22 protein-coding genes are annotated in these 22694 nt (G+C 44.3%); 11 read left to right on the top strand and 11 right to left on the bottom strand.

Annotation, left to right across the window (positions count from 1 at the left end; all coding sequences use genetic code 11):
• The first annotated feature begins 22 nt into the window (after positions 1 to 22).
• Both OCU46_RS09120 and OCU46_RS09115 read left to right on the top strand, forming a co-directional pair.
• Complete coding sequence (locus OCU46_RS09120; protein WP_141268600.1) at positions 23 to 418, top strand: CidA/LrgA family protein; 396 nt, start codon at positions 23 to 25, stop codon at positions 416 to 418.
• Complete coding sequence (locus tag OCU46_RS09115) at positions 415 to 1101, top strand: LrgB family protein (RefSeq protein WP_208733510.1); 687 nt, start codon at positions 415 to 417, stop codon at positions 1099 to 1101. Before OCU46_RS09120 ends, OCU46_RS09115 begins: the two co-directional genes overlap by 4 nt.
• Before the next feature lie 42 nt (positions 1102 to 1143).
• Here OCU46_RS09115 and OCU46_RS09110 read toward each other — a convergent pair whose 3' ends face one another.
• The 5 genes from OCU46_RS09110 to OCU46_RS09090 all read right to left on the bottom strand — a co-directional run bounded on the left by OCU46_RS09110 (position 1144) and on the right by OCU46_RS09090 (position 6484).
• A complete protein-coding gene (locus OCU46_RS09110) occupies positions 1144 to 2166 on the bottom strand; it encodes a LacI family DNA-binding transcriptional regulator (protein WP_141268598.1) in 1023 nt (340 codons plus the stop codon).
• A gap of 223 nt (positions 2167 to 2389) precedes the next feature.
• The gene (locus OCU46_RS09105; RefSeq protein WP_244311329.1) at positions 2390 to 3160 is read right to left on the bottom strand and encodes a helix-turn-helix domain-containing protein; all 771 of its coding nucleotides are present in this window, start codon (positions 3158 to 3160) and stop codon (positions 2390 to 2392) included.
• 313 nt (positions 3161 to 3473) lie between these two features.
• Entirely contained in the window at positions 3474 to 4490 is a 1017-nt protein-coding gene (locus OCU46_RS09100) for a porin (RefSeq protein ID WP_141268595.1), read from the bottom strand.
• A gap of 428 nt (positions 4491 to 4918) precedes the next feature.
• Positions 4919 to 6184: an L-methionine/branched-chain amino acid transporter gene (gene yjeH, locus OCU46_RS09095; RefSeq protein ID WP_141268593.1), complete on the bottom strand. Its 1266-nt coding sequence runs from the start codon at positions 6182 to 6184 to the stop codon at positions 4919 to 4921.
• Positions 6185 to 6232: 48 nt separating this feature from the next.
• Positions 6233 to 6484, bottom strand: coding sequence for a hypothetical protein (locus tag OCU46_RS09090; protein WP_141268591.1), 252 nt, complete (start codon positions 6482 to 6484; stop codon positions 6233 to 6235).
• 215 nt (positions 6485 to 6699) lie between these two features.
• On the opposite strand from OCU46_RS09090, the gene OCU46_RS09085 reads away from it, so the two are divergent.
• From OCU46_RS09085 to OCU46_RS09070, 4 genes are all read left to right on the top strand, one after another.
• Positions 6700 to 8187: a hypothetical protein gene (locus OCU46_RS09085; RefSeq protein WP_141268589.1), complete on the top strand. Its 1488-nt coding sequence runs from the start codon at positions 6700 to 6702 to the stop codon at positions 8185 to 8187.
• A gap of 238 nt (positions 8188 to 8425) precedes the next feature.
• A complete protein-coding gene (locus OCU46_RS09080; RefSeq protein ID WP_141268587.1) occupies positions 8426 to 8812 on the top strand; it encodes a hypothetical protein in 387 nt (128 codons plus the stop codon).
• 86 nt (positions 8813 to 8898) lie between these two features.
• Positions 8899 to 9066, top strand: coding sequence for a hypothetical protein (locus tag OCU46_RS09075; RefSeq protein ID WP_167495320.1), 168 nt, complete (start codon positions 8899 to 8901; stop codon positions 9064 to 9066).
• Between the two features lie 155 nt (positions 9067 to 9221).
• On the top strand, positions 9222 to 9347 hold the full coding sequence (locus OCU46_RS09070) for a hypothetical protein (RefSeq protein ID WP_280176832.1): 126 nt from the start codon (positions 9222 to 9224) through the stop codon (positions 9345 to 9347).
• Positions 9348 to 9355: 8 nt separating this feature from the next.
• Here the strand turns inward: OCU46_RS09070 and OCU46_RS09065 are convergent, their stop codons facing one another.
• Genes OCU46_RS09065 through ugpB form a run of 5 tightly spaced genes read right to left on the bottom strand, consistent with a single transcriptional unit; the run spans position 9356 to position 14385 of the window.
• Positions 9356 to 10195 carry an HAD-IIB family hydrolase gene (locus OCU46_RS09065; protein WP_141268585.1) on the bottom strand — a complete coding sequence of 280 codons (840 nt, stop codon included), beginning with the start codon at positions 10193 to 10195 and terminating at the stop codon, positions 9356 to 9358.
• On the bottom strand, positions 10188 to 11294 hold the full coding sequence (locus OCU46_RS09060; protein ID WP_141268583.1) for a sn-glycerol-3-phosphate import ATP-binding protein UgpC: 1107 nt from the start codon (positions 11292 to 11294) through the stop codon (positions 10188 to 10190). Before OCU46_RS09060 ends, OCU46_RS09065 begins: the two co-directional genes overlap by 8 nt.
• A 3-nt stretch (positions 11295 to 11297) precedes the next feature.
• Positions 11298 to 12146 (bottom strand): sn-glycerol-3-phosphate ABC transporter permease UgpE, encoded by an 849-nt coding sequence (gene ugpE / locus OCU46_RS09055; RefSeq protein ID WP_141268581.1) that lies wholly within the window; start codon positions 12144 to 12146, stop codon positions 11298 to 11300.
• Complete coding sequence (gene ugpA, locus OCU46_RS09050; protein ID WP_141268579.1) at positions 12146 to 13027, bottom strand: sn-glycerol-3-phosphate ABC transporter permease UgpA; 882 nt, start codon at positions 13025 to 13027, stop codon at positions 12146 to 12148. The genes ugpE and ugpA overlap by 1 nt, the downstream gene beginning before the upstream one ends.
• A gap of 50 nt (positions 13028 to 13077) precedes the next feature.
• Positions 13078 to 14385, bottom strand: a complete 1308-nt coding sequence (ugpB, locus tag OCU46_RS09045; RefSeq protein WP_141268577.1) for a sn-glycerol-3-phosphate ABC transporter substrate-binding protein UgpB — start codon at positions 14383 to 14385, stop codon at positions 13078 to 13080.
• Between the two features lie 218 nt (positions 14386 to 14603).
• Here ugpB and OCU46_RS09040 point away from each other — a divergent pair, with 218 nt between their 5' ends.
• Complete coding sequence (locus OCU46_RS09040) at positions 14604 to 15338, top strand: glycerophosphoryl diester phosphodiesterase (protein WP_141268575.1); 735 nt, start codon at positions 14604 to 14606, stop codon at positions 15336 to 15338.
• Position 15339: 1 nt separating this feature from the next.
• The gene (locus tag OCU46_RS09035) at positions 15340 to 16104 is read left to right on the top strand and encodes a DeoR/GlpR family DNA-binding transcription regulator (RefSeq protein WP_141268573.1); all 765 of its coding nucleotides are present in this window, start codon (positions 15340 to 15342) and stop codon (positions 16102 to 16104) included.
• A gap of 446 nt (positions 16105 to 16550) precedes the next feature.
• Here OCU46_RS09035 and OCU46_RS09030 read toward each other — a convergent pair whose 3' ends face one another.
• The gene (locus OCU46_RS09030; RefSeq protein WP_141268569.1) at positions 16551 to 17567 is read right to left on the bottom strand and encodes a LacI family DNA-binding transcriptional regulator; all 1017 of its coding nucleotides are present in this window, start codon (positions 17565 to 17567) and stop codon (positions 16551 to 16553) included.
• A gap of 164 nt (positions 17568 to 17731) precedes the next feature.
• On the opposite strand from OCU46_RS09030, the gene manD reads away from it, so the two are divergent.
• The 3 genes from manD to metE all read left to right on the top strand — a co-directional run bounded on the left by manD (position 17732) and on the right by metE (position 22595).
• Positions 17732 to 18949: a D-mannonate dehydratase ManD gene (manD, locus tag OCU46_RS09025; RefSeq protein WP_141268567.1), complete on the top strand. Its 1218-nt coding sequence runs from the start codon at positions 17732 to 17734 to the stop codon at positions 18947 to 18949.
• A 39-nt stretch (positions 18950 to 18988) separates the two neighbouring features.
• Positions 18989 to 20122 carry a Gfo/Idh/MocA family protein gene (locus OCU46_RS09020; RefSeq protein ID WP_141268565.1) on the top strand — a complete coding sequence of 378 codons (1134 nt, stop codon included), beginning with the start codon at positions 18989 to 18991 and terminating at the stop codon, positions 20120 to 20122.
• Positions 20123 to 20312: 190 nt separating this feature from the next.
• Entirely contained in the window at positions 20313 to 22595 is a 2283-nt protein-coding gene (gene metE, locus OCU46_RS09015; RefSeq protein ID WP_141268563.1) for a 5-methyltetrahydropteroyltriglutamate--homocysteine S-methyltransferase, read from the top strand.
• The last annotated feature ends 99 nt before the right edge of the window (positions 22596 to 22694 follow it).

The raw sequence follows: 22694 nt of genomic DNA, 5'->3' as shown, positions 1-22694 counted from the left end.
AAAAACGGCTTCGTACTTTGCAATGAACACTTCAAAACTAAAACACATCGGTATCACTATCGGGCAAGTCATGATCTTGTGCTTTATCTGGTTACTTTCTGATTGGTTGGTAACAGCTTGGCATATCCCGTTGCCATCTAATGTGTTTGGAATGTTCTTCCTTTTGCTGCTGCTTTTTACCAAAGTAGTTAAGGTGCAGTGGCTCAAGGCTGGCTCCAACTGGCTGATCGCTGAGATGTTGCTGTTTTTTATTCCAGCGGTCATCGCCATTGTGAATTATCGAAGCCTATTTCAGCATCAGGGGTTAAAGATTGCGTTGGTGATTGGCGTGAGTACTGTTTTTGTTCTTTCCGTGACGGCAATGGTGGTGGATGTTGTTTATCGTTATGAACTTAAAAAATTAAGAGGAAATCGATGATGCACACTTATCTGGCTATCTTCTGCTTTGCTTTAACAGTATTTGGGTACTATTGCACAAAATCATTGCACGGCCGATTCAAGAAGGTGTGGCTCATTCCTTTGGTCTCTGTACCAGTTTTAGTTGTAGCGGTGCTGTTATTAGCGGGAATCAGCTATCAAGACTACATTCAGGAATCTCACTGGTTGATCTGGATGTTAGGGCCTGCCACAGTCGCTTTTGCTATTCCGGTGTATGAAAATAAAAGGCTGATCAAACATCATTGGTTATCCATCTCAATAGGTGTCATCGTCGCGGTTGTAACTGCACTGCTTAGCACCATATTGCTGAGTAAAGGATTACATCTTTCCGAATTACTTCAAAAAAGCCTCGCGGTTCGCTCTATTACCACCCCATTTGCGGTAGTTGCCTCTAAGGCGATTGGTGGTCAGCCTGATCTCACCGCAATCTTTGTGGTTATGACAGGGATTGTGGGCATTGTGGTGGGTGAGAGCATGTTGAGCTTATTTCGGGTTCGCTCACGTCACGGTAAAGGGGCGGGCCTTGGTGCTTGCGCTCATGGTTCGGGTACGGCCATTGCCTATGGTATCCATTCGAAAGCAGGCACTATCGCAAGTTTAATTATGTTGTTTTCAGGTGTCGCAACTGTGCTTATCTCACCGGTTATAGCATTGATGGTGTAAAGCCTTGCTACCTTAACTGAAATGAGAGTAACGTTGGAAATTCTAGGGTTCAGTTCGCGCCAACTGAGGTGTTGCACCAGTCACCGATTTTCTCACAACGAGCTTGCCATTTAGGGAAATGGACTCAACTAATTGAGAGTTTTGAAGTTGGTTGAGTAGCAATGCGACTGCTTGCTTTGCCATTTCTTGAACGGGACTTTCGACCGATGTAAGTTGAGGTGAGGAATGCTGTCCCATTGGACTGTTACCAATGCTCACTACTGAAATCTGCTGAGGGACGTTTTTACCATATTCTTTTAGGGCTTTTATGGCACCAAGGGCCATTTGCTCATTAAAGCAAACAATAGCCGTGAACTTAGCTTTAAGATTGAGCAACTGCCGACATGCTTGATAGCCACCCATGAATTGATAGTCACTGATTGAAAGCAATAATGGGTTGAAGGTTAGCTTGGCTGCATACAAAGACTCAATATAGCCTTTCACTCTGGCTTGCCCACTTGGATTATCTGTTGGACCACTGATGCAAGCGATATGCCGATGTTCTTTGGCAATCAGGTGTTGCATTGCGATGCTGACAAGTTGCGATTGGTTTATAGAAACAGAAAGGTATTTTTCTTTAATTGAATGACGATTCATGACCACCAAAGGAACCGCTATTTCCTTGTTTAGTCTCTGGAGGTGTTTGTCACTAAGTGTGCGACTGTAGAGCAATACGGCATCGCTTTGATGTTGCAGGTTTAGTATCGAATCATATTCACTTATCGGGTCGTTCCGGCCACTCACAAGTAAAAGACTCTTTTGATGAGTTTGTAATTCTTTTGAAATAACGGGTAATAGTGCTCCCCACTGCGAATGATTTGACTCAGGGAAAACCACCGCTACTGCATTGGTTCTTTTTGTAGCTAACGCTTGCGCTGTTTTGCTTGGGGTAAAATTTAATGTCGCTATAGCTTCCAGTACTTTGTCTCTACTTTGCGGAGAAACCGATTCGTTTCCATTGATGACGCGAGACACGGTCGCCTTGGAGACACCCGCCAGTATGCTGACTTCAACAATCGTACTCATAGCGTTTTCCCAACTTCTTAACTGCGATACTTGCTTTTTGCTTGTGGAAAATAGCGCCAGTTGATCGGGAGTAATCAATAGGCGCTATTTGTCGAATAGGCAGTTTTTGAAACTGACCAAGGAGAGATTTTGCTCCTTAATCACATAGTACGATTAAGAGAATTAGCTAAGTAGGTCATTTGGGGACTTTTTAGAGGTGCATACGTTGGAACTAGAGTCTTATCTATTCGAGTAAACCTTTGTTTTTATGTCTTATTTGAGTCGGTGTTTTGTTGGCAATAGCCTTAATTGCACGATTGAAGTTGGACACGTCACTATATCCCATACGCCAAGCAACACTGCTGATACTGTCATCGGATTCAGTTAAAAGTTGAGTCGCTTTATTCAAAATGGCCTGCTTCTTTAACTCCTTAAAGGTGGTGTTATTATCTTTGAGATAGCGATATAAGGTTTTTCTGGTAACGCCAAATAGTGAGGCTAACCATTCGATCTTGAAGCTTGGCAGATGACAGTACGTTTCAGCCAACAATTTAATTTCTTGGATATTACGAGAGTGTAATGAGCGACTCACCAAAGGTTCAAAGCGTGATAAAGATGGCAATTGAATTTTAAGATAAGGCTGGTTGTAAGCAACTTCGCTACCTTTGAGTAGCAGAGATTCATACTGATATCCTTGATGCAAGGCTGTCATCATATTCACTTGAATAGGCATCCAGTCTTTGCCCAACCAGTGGCGACATAAATGCAGTAACATTGAAATGCGGAACCATTCAACGGCGGCATATCCTGGAAATGTCACCGAAAGGTTACCTCGATTACATAAACACCAGTGCCCATTTATTTTTTCTAACCAATAGGTGTTTTGTCGAGTTAAAAGGTGAGAGTGCGTTATGATCGCAGTTAGGGCGTGTTGGAAAGTATCATCGGGTGTGAAGAAACCACGTTTGTCGCGAAGTAAACTTTCCGCCGCCTCTTGCCCTACAATGATGGGCATATCAGGCGCGCATAGTAGGGTTATCTTTTTTATAAATAAGGAAAAGTTTTTTATCGGGATCCACTTCTCGCTACCAGAGTAACTCACTGGTAAATCAACACTCTCTGCTATGGTTTGCCAATCAATCTTGTTTCGCTCTAAATAGGGAATGAAGAAAAGCATTGAATCGGTAGCTGTTAATAGAAGTGAGTGAGAGTCTTTGCGCATCGAGGATAGAGTGTAATCAGGGTGAAAGGATGAGTCGGGTATGCTGCTTTTTCGTTTAATGATGATAAGAGCTCCACACCGAGTGTAGAGCTCTTTGGAAAACGGCTTAGAAGCTGTAACGCATACCTAGCATTACTTCGTCTTGGTCGTTGTCGCCGATACCACCTTGACCCTCGTCAAGTAGGTTGATCTTGTAGCTAGCAAAGAAGGCAGCATCACCCATGTAGCGAGCGTATTCTAGACCAACGAAGTTAATATCAAGCTCTTTGATATCTTCAGCGTGGAAGTAGCTGTAGGTGAGGTTTACGTTGTTTTGTCCAAACGCATAACCAACATAAGCGTCAGCGGCATTGTATTGAGAGCCTTTTACTCCTTCAGCGGAGATATCACCACCTTGGTAAAGCGCTGCTACCCACAAACCATTTTCATGGGTATATTTTGCTGCTGCCATAAACGCGTCTGTGGTATCGGTGTCATTGCCGTTACCGTAGGTCTCATCACTGGCAGCGTAACCAATACCTACATCTAGGCCAAACGGCAGTGCGTACGCGATTACAGCGCCATAGCCATTACTTTTTGCTGATTCACTATCAGAGTTAAAGTTACCGTCAACTTGTACTGTCAGACCTGAGTTTGTCGTCCACTCATAACGCAATACATTTTTAGCTCTATCAGCGGTAGCGACACTGTATTCGTTAATGTAACCACTGTAAGTTTCTGCAGCATCGGTCCAATCTGTTAGATAGGTTACTGCATTGTTTTGGTGGCCGTAATAGAAGTTACCAATGTTGGTTTCTACACCGGCGTATAAGAAACGAGTGTTAACGGCAACATCATCTTTTTCACCATCTTCATTTTCTGTCAGCTCGAATTCATATTTACCAAAGAAGGCGATCTCTTCAGACAGCTTTTGAGTGCCATCAACACTTAGTCGAACGCGAGAAGCATCAGCATAAGTGCGACCGTTGTCGTCTGTTTTGTTGGCATCAGAGAAGTTGCCTCTGACTTCGGCGCGGCCGCCGAAGTTTAAAATAGTATCATCGCTTTGATAAACGGTTGCTGCCGAAGCTAAAGTGGAGGCGAAGATGCTAGATACTGCGATAACTGATAGTTTTAATTTCATAATAAAACCATGATTTCCTTTTCGTATAAAATCCCATGAAACTGTCATAGGAATAATTAATTATTATTTTTTAATAGCATTAGCTATTGCTTTTTATTGAGCTATTACGTTTTGTTAAACGATGAAAAGCACGAAGCGGATTTTTTATTAATGAAGAGAAATAGTACAATCGCGTTTGAAGGATTGAATCCTCGTATTCAGGTATAGCTATGAAAAATAGGGATAAGTTGTATGATTTTGATTTGCTATTTGAAGCGAATTTAATAGGCGGAGGGTATTAGAATTAAAGGGTCTGCTTAATTATTAATCTCATGTGCATGGGTGGATTATGCTGTTTAGCGGTATTTAATATAAATCGGTATATAAATATAGATATAGATATTGCCTATAAAATAACAATCTATATTACAAGGTGCATAAAACAGTAATTAAGTAGAAGCTTTATTTCGTAAGTTCTCAGTGTTAAATTTTGGAATTAATAGCCAGATTAGTGCCAAAAGAATAATGGCATAACTCATTGCAAGTCCTATAGAGAACAATACAAGAACACATAAAATTGTCGAAAATATCGCAAGGACCTTTCCCTTCCCGTTTAGTAGCTTAATTGCGCTGAGCATAGCGAACAGGTAGATCACCACAAAAATGCCATTGGCGAGGGTCAAGAATACCTCGATATTGATATTTGAAAGCTCTCCAAACACACACGATAGTGCGAGAGTAATGCCAACAATAACCGTTGCCACAGATGGCACACCCTTGGTAGATATTCGCGCTACTTGGCTAGAAGGTTTGTACTCTCTTGCCAGAGCCCAAATCATTCGAGATAAGCTTTGAGTGTATAGATTTATGGTGGCAAAGCATGCTAAAAACCCCGTTAAACTGATTACCCAAGTGAGTCCTGAACCAAATAGTAAATTGGAAAGATAAGGCACAGAGGTGGTATTCAGCTCTTGCGTTCCAAAGGCTTGATGCTTGAGCACAACTAAAGAAAACAAATAGTAAACGGTACCTGCAATGAGACAACCCACTAAGATGGCGATAGGGTAGTCTCGCTCAGGTCGCTTAAACTCTTCACCCATATGCGCAAAGGCCTCAATGCCCACAAAGCACCAGAACATCACAGCCACAGCGCTGCCAATCGCGGGAAGGTTACTGATAGAGAAAGAAGCAGGAACGCTATCAGAAGGCGAAACATCACTAAACCAGACAAAAAGTCCAACCAATACCAATATGCCAATGGCAATACCTGTTTGGAATTGGCTAGAGATCTTACTCCCAGAAAAGTTAACCATCATTAAAAGTCCAACTACTAGCAGTTGAGCGATGATGGGCTGCGCGAGAACGTTGGGCAGAAATTGCTGAGCAAACCCTCCTGCAATGGCTATAGCAGCCGGCACACCAACAGGAATAACACTGATAAACAGTAGGGCAATGGCTTTTTCAAGGCGTGAGCCGAAAGCTTGTTTTACAAAGTAAGAGGCACCACCAGCATTGGGATAACGCTTGCCAAGGGCGGCAAAGGTGAAGGCGATCGGGCACACCGCAAAGATGAGCAACCACCATGCCCAAAGCATGTCTTGTCCTGCAATGCTTGCCGCAATAGCAGGCACCATAAAAAGCCCAGTACCAAGCAGGGTGGTGGACATCTGACCTATGCCACCAATCAATGTTATCTCTCGTTTTAACCCTGACATAGCCTTCCTAGTTATGCTTTTTTGTACTTAAAATAGAACAAATAATGGTTAGCTTATAGCATTGGCACGCTCTAGCAATTCGCTTCGCGTATACTCTTCCGCTACTTTCCCTTCAGCGATTAAATCAAGCACCTGATAATCACTAAGATCAGAGAACTCTTTGTTCAAATAGTCTCGAAAAGCTTGCTCATTAGGCCACTTACCCCGAACGATGTAGCCATCATCCTTATCAAAATCTTCGGTCTCAAAAAAAGAGAAATCAGTCATGCCAATGTTATGACAGTACAGTACTAGATACACAGTGATCCTTAAGAAAAATCCATTAAGTCATACATTTAAAGGGATTTGTATGACGGACGCAACTGTTGAATGAATATAAGTAAATTCAGTCAAGGGGAGGTAAATGTATCGAGTGGCGTAAAGTGATAATACTATCTTTGAGTAATCAGATAAAATTCCTTGCATTTGTAATCGTTAGTTTTGCTCTTTCTTATTGATAATTAGGCGACAAAAACATGAACAAACATTTTCTACCTCCTTTAGTATTGTCTTTGATAGCCACATCCATAGTCGGTTGTGGAGATAGTTCTTCCGATGATGGTGAGCAACCCATTACAACGTCAATATCAGGCAAAGCAATCGATGGTTATATTGAAGGCGCTACGGTTTTTCTAGATCTCAATAATAATGGAGTAGAAGATGATGGTGAACCTTCAGCTATTACTGACAGCTCAGGCGGCTACGAGTTAGCTTTAAGCGATTTTCAGCAGCAATGCCTAGAAGCTGTGCCGATCAAAGTGATGGTTCCTGAAGGTGCCGTTGACTTGGATACTGGGGTGGTGGAAGAACCCTATATGATGACTATCGCGCCTAATTCAGCAACCGATAATGGATTTGATAATGTTCATATTACGCCTCTAACTTCAACTGCTTGGCAAGGAATGTACAGTTTACTAGCGGTCGAGCATGACTACTCCAAATATAACTGTGAGCAAATATTAGAGAATCAAGAGTTACTAGAGCAGATTCGAGTTGTGTATGATCAAGCACTATTTGATATGAGCGAGGCGTACAATTTATCTAAGGAGCAGATATTCTCTGACTATATAGCTAGCAACGATCCGGAAGCTCACGCGCTTGCTGTCAAAATGGTAGAAGGCTTGCAGCGCTCATTTAGAGAAACAACCGAGCTACTGGCTAAAGGTAATGATGTATGGATGTATCAGTACATCTACACAGCGGGCAGTCCTGAATACAGTTGGTATGTGGACCGAGGATTTGATTGGATTCTAGATTATGGAATGAATAACAGTACAAGTACCGGTGAAGTTCAAGGCAGAGAAGGTTTCATTGATGACTTTTCAGTCTCTCAAACTGAGTGGAAGCGGAGTGTTGTGTTCTCTAATTTAGCAGAGGGTGAAAGTGAAGGGATCTTCTTAAAAGAGGGTACCTACTTAAGAACTGAGACAGACGAGCAAGGTACTGATAGTTTAACTTGCGAGTTACTAGTAAATATCGAAGATGAATGGGAATCGACAAATAGAGATTTCTTTCGTTATGAACGTTCAACACAGCCTAGTATTGTAAACTCTGAAGAGGACTGCAAATTTGAGCAGTTTGACAATGCTCTTGTTGTTAGGGAGTTTGTAGCACGAGATCAAAATGATCAAATGATGTCGATGGAATATCAAATTGACACCACTGGCCTATCTTCATTGATGCAATATGATATCACAGAGCACACTCTGATAATGAGTGAAATAGATAGTTGGAATATTGCCTGGAGTCAACAAGATAGCTTCGCCCCAATGCCTGTATGGATGCAAAAATCATTGGTGGAATACGCTGATGGTAAGACCATTACCACCACGCGTGATTTGAACGGCTATCAAAAGCGCAGAGTACAATACCCTGATGGTACGTATATCGATGAATGTCCTGATTATGTAGTAACACCACCTGAAGTGCCTAGCTTTAGTCAGGAAGCCTGCGAATTAATCTAGTTATTTCAATAATTTCTTCAATGGGGTACTTCGGTGCCCTTTTTTATACCAAATCGATGTCTTAACCCACAGCCCAAAATTAGTTCTACTCTAGAGCGTCTCCGCTTTGTCCGGCTTATGTTCCAACTCGAATAAATCCTAAACAGAACTGTAAGAGAACCGTAAATTCTCTTTCTCATTAACAACTTACACATTTTACCGTTTTACTATCCGTGCAAATTGTTGCAGTGGAAGTAATATGAAAAAGTTAATGAGTCTTTTGTTGATCGCAGGTATGAGTGCATCGTTCGTTGCTAAGGCTGAGACGGGGATTGGTGTATCGGTAGGTAAGCCGTTTTGGGGACTGGATGTGGCGCACAATGGCTTTCGAATGAATGTGAGCTTGGATGACCAGTTTGGTATTGGAGCGAACAAAACCTTTGCGGTGTCGGGAACACCCATGTATCTATTTATTGGTGGGCAGTATGTGGATAGAAACCAGCACTATGTCGCGCTGACTCCTGGCATAGGTGCTGAGTTTCGGGTTAAGCCTGTAGGGTTTTATGTTGACCTTACTCCGGCTATTTATCTTGATGAGTTGGATGTTGAGTTGGAAGCAAGAGCAGGGATTAAGGTGTATTTCTGATTGAGTAGCACTTCATTGATGGGCTAACCTGAACTTAACTATTGGCACTGCGTAGAAATGGTCATTGTCGTTGTGAGGAAATGATCATGAAAACTGTTATTTTATCTGCTGTGTTGAGCCTCTCTTTTGTTTCAAACTCGTTTGCTGGTACGACTCCATGGCTGCCTTGTTATGTCAATGGCGAGTACATTGGCAACATCATGATTACTGAGTGTCGCAAACAAAGCGGGAAGCTTTATAAGAACGAAAAGTAGTAAAGTAGCCAAAAAGAGAGAGCCTAGAAAATCTTATGTTCTAGGCTCTCGTGTTTATTACATCAAGGCATATCAGATGTCAGTGCAAGTCATTGGTCTAGAGACGTATCCTACGGCATCCTCTGCGGTCACTCATAAATTGGGAAAGAACTTCCTTGAGCTTACTGATTGTCGTATTGCTACTGCTGCTTTGGTCTCCAACGCGAAACTTTCTAATTGGCTTCTTGTCGCCCTTCATCTTCTTTATTGTGGTGTTCTTAGCCGCGTTGCTGTTCGGCTAAAACTGCCGTTAAGCGGTACGGTACAATTGTCCTGTAAGACCGTTCTGTTTCGCTTCGATTATATTGCGCGCTAGCTCAGAGAAACCAAATCCGCCGTCTTTGCTTAAGATTACGCTAGGCCTGTGCATTAGGTCTGGCAACACTTTTTGAATATTGCGCACCCCAAATGTAGTGGGGAGCCAAGCGAACATCGCCTCATCGTTTTGAGAGTCACCGATATAAACGACTTTGTTTAGGTCGATGTCATTACAAGAATAATGAGCCTTTAGGTACGCTTCGCTAGTCACGCGTTTACTGTGTTCGCCAATCCACACATTCAGATGAATTGAACTAAGAGAGGCGTTAACGTTATTGCCATTAATCACCAAACTCCTCGCTTTCATCAGTAACTCCTTAGCGACTTGTTCACTAACGGGTTCTCGGTCTTGGCTGAGGTTAATGGCTACATCGCAGAAACGAAATGGCTGGTCCGCTGCAAAATCGACTCCCTCATAATCTTCCAAGATGTCGGCGAGAGCTAATTTCAGCTCAGCTTGTTGAACCTGCATTTGAATGAGAGGGATCTTTGATTCAGTTTCGAAGCCAGATTCGGTTTGGCTCATCCAAAATGCGCCATTTTCTCCAATAGCACCGTGAACGGGCCATACTTTGGCAATTTGGTCGCACCAACCGGCACACGCACCAGTAACGGCGACTACCTTAATGCCGACATCTTTCAAATCGTAGAGAGCTTTGAGAGTGACATCAGGAAGTTGTCCCTCCCAAGTCAACGTATCATCTACGTCAGTCAGTAACCATTCGATGTTTGCTAATTGTTGTTGCTCAATCGAGTGCAGTGACTTAAGCATTCACCACCTCTTTTACACGCTCTTGTTGAGAGGAAAACTCTATGCGCTTCTCACTCTCAGAATCAAATAAATGTAAATGCTGGTGGCTAAAGGTTAGGCCTAGTACATCACCAGATTTAATGTCTTCGTGTCCATCCACTCGAACGACGAGCTTTTGTTCACTGCTGTCTATGGTGTTGCAGTAAAGCAGAAGATCAGCACCCAATGCCTCTATCAGTTCAACCTTGACCGAAAACTTCGGGTTAGTTTTCTCAACGAATAGATGTTCGGGGCGAAGCCCTACTTTCACTTGTCCTAAGGCGAGATTCTGGGTCGCTATAGTTGTCAGTGAGTCAGCAACGTGCATGCCTAGCTCGCTGATTTGTCCATCTAGGATATTCATAGCCGGTGAGCCCATAAAGGTCGCCACAAATAGCGAGGCAGGGGCATCATAGATCTCTAATGGGGAGCCGACCTGCTCTATATCACCCTTGTTCAGTACCACCAGTTTATCAGCCAGAGTCATGGCTTCTACTTGGTCATGGGTAACGTAAACGGAGGTCGTATTAAGGCTTTTCTGCAAGCGTTTGATCTCAAGGCGCATTTGAACACGCAATTTAGCATCCAAGTTGGATAGAGGTTCATCAAACAAGAAGACCTTAGGCTTGCGAACAATTGCACGCCCCATTGCAACACGCTGTCGTTGTCCACCAGATAGCTGTTTAGGCTTGCGGTCCAGTAAATGGGCGAGCTCAAGCATTTCTGCCGCTTGGGTGACTAATTGATGGATTTCTTTCTTGGGTGTTTTTCGATTTCGCAGTCCATAGGCCATGTTGTCGTAGACCGACATATGTGGATACAGTGCGTAGTTTTGAAAAACCATCGCGATATCGCGCTCGCCGGGCTCTCGGTCATTGACCACCTTGTCATCGATACTGAGTTCGCCACTTGAGATTTCCTCAAGGCCGGCCAGCATGCGTAGCAGGGTAGATTTACCACAGCCACTTGGACCTACGAGCACAACCATTTCACCATCATCAATAGAAAGGTTAAGGCTATGGATTGCTTGATATCCGTTTGGGTAACGCTTTGCGATATTTGAAAGAGTTAGGGTAGACATAATTTATTTCTCCGAGTCCACTAGGCCTTTAACAAAGGCTTTTTGCATCGCAATAACAACGATAACAGGGGGTAGCATGGCGATAATGGTGGTGGCCATGATTTTGTTCCATTCAATCACGCCATCAACGACGCCGAGCATCTGCTTGATACCCATGACAATGGTGTAGTAACTGGCGTCTGTGGTGATGAGCAATGGCCACAAATATTGGTTCCAACCATAGATGAAGGTAATCACAAACAGAGCCGCAATATTGGTTCGCGATAGGGGCAGTAATATGTCAAAAAAGAACTTGATAGGGCCTGCGCCGTCAATGCGGGCAGCTTCTACTAATTCTTTAGGTACAGTCAGAAAAAACTGCCTAAACAAAAACGTGGCGGTTGCACTGGCAATCAGTGGAATAGTCAGTCCGTAGTATGAATTCAGCATGTTGAGATTGGTCACTACCTCAAAGGTAGGCATGATTCTCACTTCTACTGGCAACATTAGGGTGAAGAAAATCAGCCAAAATGCGAGCATTCTTCCTGGGAAGCGAAAGAACACCACAGCGTAGGCTGATAAAATTGAGATAGTCAGCTTGCCAATGGTAATGCACATTGCCATCACAAAAGAGTTCAGCAGCATTTGTGGGATAGGTAGGGTGCTGTTGTTGTATGCCTCTTTGCCTGAAAGTAGGTCTCTGAAAACACTGAAACCAAGGTCGCCAAACCACAGTGGGGTTCCAGTGGCAAACTCTGTATTGTTATGAGTAGTCGCCACCAGAGCAATCCATACCGGCAGGGCGATGGAAACGATGCCAACAATCAAGACTAGGTGACATAAGAGTTTGAATAGCGGTCGTCTTTCTACCATTAGTAAGCCACCTTCTTTTCTACATATTTAAATTGAATCACAGTGAGCAGGGCAACGAGTGCCATCAATATCACGGACTGTGCAGCAGATGAGCCTAGATCTAGGCCGATAAAACCATCGTTATATACCTTATAAACCAGCGTTGAGGTGCTGTTACTTGGCCCCCCTTGGGTCATGGCATGAATGACAGCAAAGGTGTCGAAGAAGGCGTATACAAAGTTCACCACTAGCAAGAAGAAGCTGGTAGGTGAGATAAGCGGAAAGCTGATGCTAACGAAGCGCTTGATTGGCCCACTTCCATCAATGGCGGCAGCTTCGTGCAAAGACTTAGGTACAGACTGCAACGCAGCTAAGAAAAATAAGAAGTTGTAGCTGATCTGCTTCCACGTGGACGTAATCACTACCATCCACATCGCGTGATCGCCATTTAACGTTGGATTCCAGCTCACGCCAAAAGTTTTTAGCACGTCAGTGATGACGCCAATTGTTGGGTCAAAGAGAAACAGCCATAGGGAGCCGGCTACAACGGGCGCAACGGCGTACGGCCAGATCAGAAACGTTCTGTAGAAGGTCGCACCACGTAGAATTTGCTCTGCAAATGCCGCTAGCACCAGTGCCGAAGCCAACGCCAATACAGCTACGCACACGCTAAACATCATGGTGGTAGAAAAAGAGTCCCAGTACAGTGGATCATTGAATAGTCTGATGAAGTTTTCCAACCCCACAAATTCGCGACTGATGCCAAAGGCATCCTCGAGTTGAGTGGATTGGAAAACCGCCTGTCCTGCAGGCCAGATAAAAAAGACTAAGGTGATAATCAGCTGAGGAGCTATCAAGGCTACGGGGAGCCATTTGTGTTTAAACACAACTTGAGATGACATAGTGGTAAATCCAAAAGGCGCCACCCACGATTGGATGGCGCAGTACTAAGTTACTTTTGTGTGCGTTCGAAACGACGCAGTTGCTGATCGCCGCGTTCAACAGCGGTGTTCAAAGCGGTTTTTGCTGATTTTCTGCCAGCCCAAACTGCTTCCAACTCTTCGTTGATGATGTCGCGCGTTTGTAGGAAGTTACCAAAGCGAATACCTTTCGAGTTTACCGTTGGTTCGCTAGAAGTCATTTGTAGTACAGCCGTGTCTGTGCCTGGGTTTTTCGCATAGAACCCTTGCTCTTTTGTTAGCTCGTACGCTTCTTTTGTGATTGGTAGGTAGCCAGTAAACTGGTGCCATTCAGCCTGAACTTCTGGGCTAGACAGGTAGCTGAAGAACTTAGCTACGCCTTTGTATTCTGCATCTGAGTGACCGCGCATAACCCAAAGAGATGCGCCACCGATAATGGTGTTCTGTGGATCTGAAACCAAAGTGTCATCGTATGGAAGTTCAGCTACACCAATTTTAGTGTCTTGCATGTTTTCTTGGATTCCAGCAAGACCTGCTGAAGAGCCCATAGTCATAGCACATTCGCCAGTGTAGAACAGTGGCATACCGTCTGACTGACGACCGCCATATTTGAAGATGCCTTCTTCAGACCATTTTCCTAGCTGTTCAATGTGCTTAACAAAGGGTTCTGAGTTAAAGCGATAGTTAGTATCAAAGCCATCGAAGCCATTGTTGTTTGTCGCAACAGGGATGTTGTTACGAGCTCCAAAGTTTTCTACCTGTACCCAAGACTGCCATGTAGTTGTGAAGCCACATTGCTCACCTGAAGCGATCAACTTGCGAGACACGGCTTCCATCTCTTTCCATGTTTTTGGTGCTTCCTTGATGCCAGCTTTCTCAAACATATCTTGGTTGTAATACATCACAGGAGTAGAGCTGTTAAATGGCATGGATAGCATTTTGCCATCGTTCGAGGTGTAGTAACCTGTCACAGATGGTAAGTAGTCATCTGCATCAAAAGGTTCTTTTGTGTCTTCCATCAATTGGTAAACAGGATAGATGGCTTGTTGTGCACCCATCATAGTGGCAGTACCTACCTCAAACACCTGCACGATAGCCGGTTGTTCTTTGGCACGAAAAGCTGCAATAGCGCCTGTCATAGTTTCAGCGTAGCTACCTTTGAAAACGGGCTTAACTTCATATTCAGATTGGCTAGCGTTAAAGTCAGCGGCAATCTCGTTTACCTTTTGACCTAGAGCGCCACCCATAGCGTGCCACCATTCAACTTCTGTTTTAGCTTGAGCGTGAGCACTGACTAGTGCAGTTGCGAGTAAAGCGCCTGTTAGGTGCTTGATAGACATAACGTTTCCCTTTTTCGTTGGCTGAAAGAAAGCGAATGTTCGATTTTGTTCATATTCGCTTTTCTGTGTTCAAGTGAAAGTTAAACGAGATAAATGACGCTTCCGTGACAGAAAAATGAACTTATTTGAAACTGAATAATTTAAAAAATGTGACATATTTCAGTCATAAATCGCTGACACTCTGCAAGTGAACTAATATGAACACAGAGTGAACTCAGATGAAAAAGGAACACAAAACGACCGCTCACCGTGGCGTCTCTAGCCTAGCTCCCGAGAACACAATGGCTGCTTTTAAGCTTGTTAAGGAGCAGGGAAGCCAGTGGATTGAGATTGACGTGCAATTATCCGCTGACGGAGTGCCAATGGTTATCCATGATCAGACGGTAAACCGCTGTACTAATGGGCGTGGCAAGGTGAGTGAGATGAGCCTGTCTCAACTGAAGATGCTAGATGCAGGAGGATGGTTTGGCGACATGTATGTTGGTGAGCGCATACCTACACTCGCAGAGACGCTTATGTATGTTAAAGAAGCGGGGCATGATCTTAATATCGAGCTTAAGGTGTACCCCGGAGATAATGTGCATGCTCTGTGCGACAAAGTGAAGCTGGTGATTGATGAGTCAGAAATTCCGCTTTCACAGATTTTATTCTCGAGCTTTGACAATGAAGCGCTCCATCAGATGATGCGCATATTGCCCTTGGTGAGAAGAGGCCAACTTTGGCAAAAAATCCCAGATGATGCTTATTCATTGCTGCATAAAATCGAGGCTTATAGCGTTCATTGTGATTACCGTTTTTTGACCGAGCAAAAGGCGCAATTGATAAAAGAGGCGGGCTATCAATTGTACTGCTACACCCCAAACTTTCCTGAACTTGTCGAGAAGCATTGGCAGTGGGGCGTAGATATGATGATAACGGACGACCCCAAAGCCTATGCCTTAACCGCGGACTAATATGCAGAACCTGAGTTTACGCCAACAACAAATGCTCGAGATGATCTCCTCTCAAGAATATTGCAGTGTAGAGGGGCTTTCAGAGCATTTTTCTGTCACTACCCAAACCATTCGCCGAGATATCAATGAACTCTGTACCTTGGGATATGCACAGCGCCATCACGGTGGCGTGGGATTACCGGCGACACTTGCAAACCGCAGCTACATTTCTAGGGTGGGTACCAATCAAGATGAAAAGCGCGCTATTGCTCGAGAAGTGGTGCAGAGAATCCCTGATGGCTGCACTGTATTTCTTGGAATAGGCACAACCATTGCGGCCATTGCAGAGCAACTGTTTAATCATACTCAGTTGCGTGTAGTCACCAATAACTTTCAAGCCGCTCATATCCTATCTCAGTACGATCATATTGAAACTTGGATGCCAGGGGGAAGGCTCCGAAGCACCGATGGAGATATAGTCGGTGAAGAAGTAAGCCGATTCTTTGAGCAGTTCGTAGCTGATATCGGCATAGTGAGTTGTGCATCGGTATCCCAAGTGAGAGCGGTGTCTTCTCACTTGTCCGAAGCTTACTCGAAGAATGAAATGGAGATTGCGATGGAGCATGAGCTTCGAGAGGCTCAGGTTAGCCAAGCGATTTTGGCAAACTCCCAACAGAAATGGCTAGTCGCAAACAGCAGCAAATGGCACCGAAAGGCCAATGCCCGTGTCGCCGAGCTTGATTATTTTGATCATGTATTTGGTGATAGAACTAAGGGTTTATCCTAGTCTTGCTTAGACGGTATAGGTCATGCTTATCCCTAACCTCGCAATGTGATAGACGGCAAGCAGTGCATAGTAACCCGTTGCTAGTATTCAGTTGTTTGCTGAGTGGTGATGCTAGCGTGTTCCGCCTTTAGACAATTAAGTCTGCACATCTTTTTGCCACAGATGTTAAGGCACATTTGCCAAATTTTCTGTTTCGATTCGCTGTTCAAGCATTTGACCTGAGAAGCGCACAAATGGCCATCTAAGATTAGCCTTTCAATATGTTCAGCACTTATCTCTATTTGCACTGTGTTTGGATTCCAGTCCATAATACGCCCTAATCATGGTAATGATAATTATTCTCAAATAGTACCATGGTAATTAAGAACAAAAAACCATCGATTTATTAATGTCTTGGGTTGGTGTCATTCACAATTGCTGTAAGCCTGATTATCGACGGTTAACTGTCAACTGTCAGATAATTGACGTACCGAATCTCTTACCACCAATGTGCTAGGAACAATTACTCGCTGAAACTCCTTATGCTTACCCATAATAGATTCAATTGAGAGCTTGGCGGACTCGACGCCAATCTGATAGGCATCCTGACGAACCACTGAGACGGGAACCTTAAACAGCTCTACCATAGGTATTTCGTCAAACCCTAACACTGAGGCCTGCTCTGGCACTTGAATGTCAGCACTATTAAACGCCAGTAACAGCTCGGCGGTAATGGCTAGGTGTTGAGTGAAAAAAGCAGTGGGAGCTACTGGCATATTTAGCAATTCAATCGGGTTTGTCTCAAACCCTTGCTCTCTATCCCAATAGAGGATGGAATTGGCGTTTACTTCCATTCCATGCTTTTCAAGTGCATCGATATACCCCTGATAACGCGCTTGACGAGACTGGCTCTCAGAAAATTCTTGGGCGACAAAACAGATGTTGCGATGACCCATTTCAATTAAGTGTTCAGTAGCTTCAAATGCAGCCTGTTGATAATCGGAAAGCACTAAGTGGCTTTGGCAATCGGGATACTCCAATTGAAATTGCACTATAGGCATGCCACTGGCAATAAATTGATTGATGAGCTCAGAGTTTTGCCCTGAAGAGGTAATGATGATGCCATCTACGCACATTTGTTGTAGCGATAATAGGGCGCGCTTTTCTGCCTCGGCATCAAAGTCACTGTTATATATCATCACATTGTAATGGTGTTTTTTGCAGTAATCGTCGATACCGCGCATGACGCGACTGGTGTTGAAACCCGCGATATCACGTACAACGACGCCAATGGTTTTGGTTTTCTCTACTTTGAGGCTACGTGCGATTGGGTTTGGCACGTAATTCAGCTCTTTAATCGCAGATTCTATTTTTAACTTGGTTTGTGGCGACATATGACCAAAGCGACCGTTTAGATATTGTGAGACCGTACTCTTTGATACACCGGCCTGTGTCGCTACATCGACAATTCTTACTTTTTTCATATTCGCTTTTAAACTGTTAACCAAGTCAAACTAGAGAGTTGACATTCTATTCTGAGATCTAGATGATAGCAAGTAAATCGGTTTACCAAAACGTTTTAGTAAACCGATTTACTATAATTAAAAAACTGAATATAAACCGAATAAGAACTGAATGAGAGATTAAGATGATAATCCAAGATGTAAAAGTATTTGTAACCAACCCGGGTAGAAACTTCGTCACTGTTAAGGTAGTCACCGATGAAGGCGTGTATGGATTAGGCGATGCAACAGTCAATGGTCGTGAGATGGCTGTGGCAGCTTATCTGGAAGAGCATGTTAAACCGTGTTTGATCGGTCGCGACCCGCACATGATTGAAGATATTTGGCAATACTTATACATGGGTGTGTACTGGCGTCGTGGTCCAATAACCATGGCTGCTATTGCTGCCATTGATATGGCGCTTTGGGACATCAAGGGTAAGGTTGCAGGCCTACCTGTCTATCAATTACTCGGAGGGAAATGCCGAACTGGGGTTAAGCTGTACGCTCATGCTAATGGGGAAACCATTGAAGATACATTAGACAAAGCAGAGCAATGTATAGAGCAGGGATTCAAGGCAGTGCGCCTGCAATCGGCGATCCCTGGATTGTCAGAAACCTATGGTGTTCTTGGCGATAAGAAGGATTACTTTGAATTACAAGGCAACCGCCCCCTGCCACCAGAGCAAGATTGGTCTACGAGTAAGTACTTTAAACTGGTACCTGAGCTATTTGAAAAAGCCAAGGAGCGCTTCGGTGACCAAGCAGAGTTCTTGCATGATACACACAGTCGCCTAACGCCAATTGAGTCAGCAAAACTGGGCAAGATGCTAGAACCGTACAACCTTTTGTTCTTGGAAGATGCCTCTATTGCGGAAAACCAAGAAAACTATAAGTTGATTCGTCATCATACGACAACGCCTCTTGCTTTGGGTGAAACCTACAACACCATTTGGGACTGTAAGGACTTAATTCAGAATCAGTGGATTGATTACATCCGCACCGCAGCAACGCATGCGGGTGGCATTACTGGGATGAAGAAGATTTCAGATTTTGCAGCAGTTTACAACGTAAGAACGGCGCCGCATGGTGCACCAGATCTATCGCCAATCTGTTTTGCTGCTCATATGCACCTTAATATCTCCACCCATAACTTTGGTATTCAAGAGTTTGTTGGCTTTAGCAACGAGACGTGTCAGTCCATTTTCAAGCACGATATGAAGCTAGATAACGGCATGATCTTAGTCAGCGATGCACCAGGACTCGGTGTGGAATTTGATGAAGAAGAAGCGGCGAAATACGAGTACAAGCGCTCATACTTGCCTGTAAGCCGACTAGAAGACGGCACTCTTTGGCATTGGTAAGTGACAAGTAGCGGATTTATTAGAATTATTGGAGAAGAAATGAAACAGAAAGTATTGGTGTATGGTACTGGTTTTGCAGGCCAAGGACATGCCAAAGCATTTAGAGATGCTGGCGCTGAAGTTGTGGGCATCGTTGGCCGTACAGAACACATTGTCACTCAGGTTGCCAAAGACCTCGATATCCCTTATTCAGGTACAAACTGGGCATTGGCGTTGGAGTTATGTAAGCCGGATATTGTTTCTATCGCAACGCCCGGTGGGGCGCATGTAGAGCCAATCAAGGAGGCAATCCAGTTTGGTTGCCACATTCTATGTGATAAGCCGCTTACTGAAAGTGGCGAAACAGCGTTAGAAATCTATCGTCTAGCGAAAGAGAAAGGCGTTAAGACGGCATTTGCATCTAGCTTCCGTTACATGCCTGAGATCATGCATGCTAAACAGCTGGTGGCCGCAGGAGCGATTGGTGAGCCGACGGAAGTGGAATGTATTTCTCACTTCAATTTAGATAGAAATATCCCATTTGGTTGGTCGCACCGTACAGAGGCTGGTGGCGGGCGATTGAATAACAACTTCACGCATTTGCTATCGATTGTGACCTCTGTGGTTGGTGACAATATTCTATCCATTAGCGGTGAGGTGCGTAACGATATGCCAAAAGCGCCAGTCGTTGAGGGTGTACACAACTTTACCGAACGTCGAAACTTTATCCCTAAAGACATCAATGACCCAAATCTTGAGTGGCGTGATTGTGATGTAGAATGGTCTTATACCGTAATGGCGCAAATTGAGAGCCGTGTTCCAGCTGCAAATCCAGTCTCTGTGCTGTTTAAGCATGGCGGTCTAACCCCTCGCTTTAACGAAGACCATATTGTGTTCCATGGCAGTCAGGGTTCTATTTATATCAAGGGACACTATGGTGATGGACCTCTGTCTCTGTGGAAGGAAGGGCAATGGCAAGAGATTCCATTACCTACCGATATTACTGAGCAGCTTCCTGCAATAGAGTGTGAGACGCAGCGCAGCTGGACACACCTTGCCACTCAGTTGGTGAAGGACGTGAGTGGCATTGAAGTCGAGCCGTATCAGACGTTTGAAGATGGCTGTAGATATCAGCTGATCATCGATTTGATTCGTAAGAACGATCGCTGGGTGGATGTTACAGATCTTCTGTAATTGATTGCCTAAAAAGGACTATTGAAAACGCAGAGCCAGCTATTGCTCTGCGTTTTTACATTCCACGTTACGTGAAGTAACTCAATTCCTATACTGAAATTCCTTCATAACCGATATGAAGTATTCGATGTTGTTTCCTGCCGTCACTTAAGAGATATTTTAGACGTCCAGACATCTTACAAGGAGCGGCATCATGACAACGACACACATTCTTGGCTACCCACGAGTTGGCGAGAAACGCGAGCTTAAATTTGCACTAGAACAATATTGGAACGGAGAGTCCGACGTCAAAGCACTGCAAGAGGTTGCTTCGGGTATCCGTAAAAACAACTGGGCACTTCAGCAAGATAATCAATTGTCGTTTGCTACAGCGGGCGACTTTGCATGGTATGACCATGTATTGGGTACCAGCTTATTGCTTGGGCATGTACCAAAGCGTCATCGAAATGGCTTTCCGGATCTTGATACCTTATTTCGTATCGGTCGAGGTCAATCTCAAGCAAGTTGTGGTTGCTCTGGGGAAGCAGCATCCGATATGACTAAATGGTTCAACACCAACTATCACTATATTGTTCCAGAGTTCTCTGCTGATGATAGATTTGAGCTGAGTTGGCCGCAGTTATTTGACGAAATCAATGAGGCGCAAAAACAGGGTCATAAGGTTAAGCCCGTTTTATTAGGACCTCTAAGTTACCTTTATCTAGGTAAGGAAGTAGAAGACGGGTTCGATCGCCTGACGCTTCTTCCAAGATTACTCTCTGCCTATCAAGCGATCTTTGCCAAGTTAGAAAAGCTTAACGTCGAGTGGGTCCAAATCGACGAGCCAATTCTATCTTTAGAGCTGGATTCAAAGTGGCTTAGTAGCTTTAAGCTGGCATACCAAGTAATAAGAAGTGACGTTAAAGTGCTTCTGACTACCTATTTTGATTCCGTTGTGGATGTTCTGCCTACGATTACTGAGCTTGCTATTGATGGCTTGCATGTAGATTTGGCTAGCTCTCCGCAGCAGTTGGCTGAAGTTGTCGAAGCTCTACCAGAAAACTGGGTGCTTTCGGCGGGAGCAATTAATGGTCGAAACGTATGGCGAGCTAATCTTGTAGAAAAGCTTGAGAGCCTAACGCAAGCAAAAGAAAAGCTCGGTGAGCGCTTGTGGATTTCGACCTCTTGCTCACTGCTGCATAGCCCAGTGGATCTGGAGCTTGAGACGAATTTACCCGAAGAAACAGGGACATGGTTTGCGTTTGCTAAGCAAAAAGTGTCAGAAGTTAAGTGGCTTGCTAAGGCGCTAGATGGTGACAAGGAAGCTATTGAATATTGTGAGCAATACAGCCAGCCTATCATCAAACGTCAGCAATCGACGTTGGTCAACAAGGCTAGCGTTCAAACTCGATTGGCTAATCTCACTCTCGCAGATGCCGAGCGCAGTGCAAAGTATGCTGAGCGCGCACACCACCAAAAAGAAGTGATTAAACTACCATTGCTGCCAACGACGACCATTGGCTCGTTTCCACAGACCAGCGAAGTGAGAAAAACCCGAGCTGCCTTTAAGCGAGGTGAACTAACCGAGGCGCAGTATCGCGAAATCATTCAGGGTTTTATAAAAGATACGGTTGAGCGTCAGCAGGCGATTGGTCTAGACGTATTGGTGCATGGTGAGGCCGAGCGTAACGACATGGTCGAGTACTTTGCTGAAAACCTCGCGGGTTTTCAAACCACCCAGTTTGGTTGGGTACAAAGCTATGGCTCTCGCTGTGTGAAACCGGCCATTGTGGTGGCTGATATTGAGCGAGAAAAGCCGATCACCGTCGATTGGACTCAATATGCGCAGTCCCTTACTAATAAGCCGATGAAGGGCATGCTCACAGGTCCCGTGACTATCCTTTGTTGGACATTCCCTCGTGAGGATATTACGAGAGAGGCGATCACTAATCAGCTGGCGTTTGCCTTGCAAGATGAGGTTGCAGACCTGCAATCAGCAGGTATCAATATTATTCAGATTGATGAGCCAGCAATACGAGAAGGATTACCGCTAAAGAGTAGGGATCATCAAGAGTATCTCAACTGGGCAGTGAATGCGTTTAAGGTATCAGCAGCAAGCGCTAAACCAGAGACACAGATTCATACTCATATGTGCTACAGCGAGTTCAATGAGATTATTGACTCGGTGGCAGCATTGGATGCGGACGTGATTACTATAGAAACCTCACGCTCAAACATGGAACTGCTGAACGCCTTTGAAGAGTTCAATTACCCTAATGAGATTGGGCCGGGTGTTTATGATATTCACTCACCAAACGTGCCAAGCGTTGAATGGATAGAGCAGTTGATTGAAAAGGCCGCAACGCGTATTCCCGTAGAGCGCTTATGGGTAAACCCAGACTGTGGTCTTAAAACGCGAAACTGGCAAGAAACAGAACAATCGTTAAAGAACTTGGTCGAAGCGACTGCGCGCTTGAGAGAGAAACTCGCTTAGGCTAGCTTTTGCTAATGTTTTGAATCTAGGGTTAGCTTCGGCTGGCCCTTTTGTTGTTACACGTTAAATCCTCCTACCAGTCACATTATTTGTATGACA

The sequence above is a fragment of the Vibrio comitans genome, assembly GCA_024346835.1.
Classification (GTDB): domain Bacteria; phylum Pseudomonadota; class Gammaproteobacteria; order Enterobacterales; family Vibrionaceae; genus Vibrio; species Vibrio comitans.
This window is presented reverse-complemented; position numbering and strand designations above follow the sequence as displayed.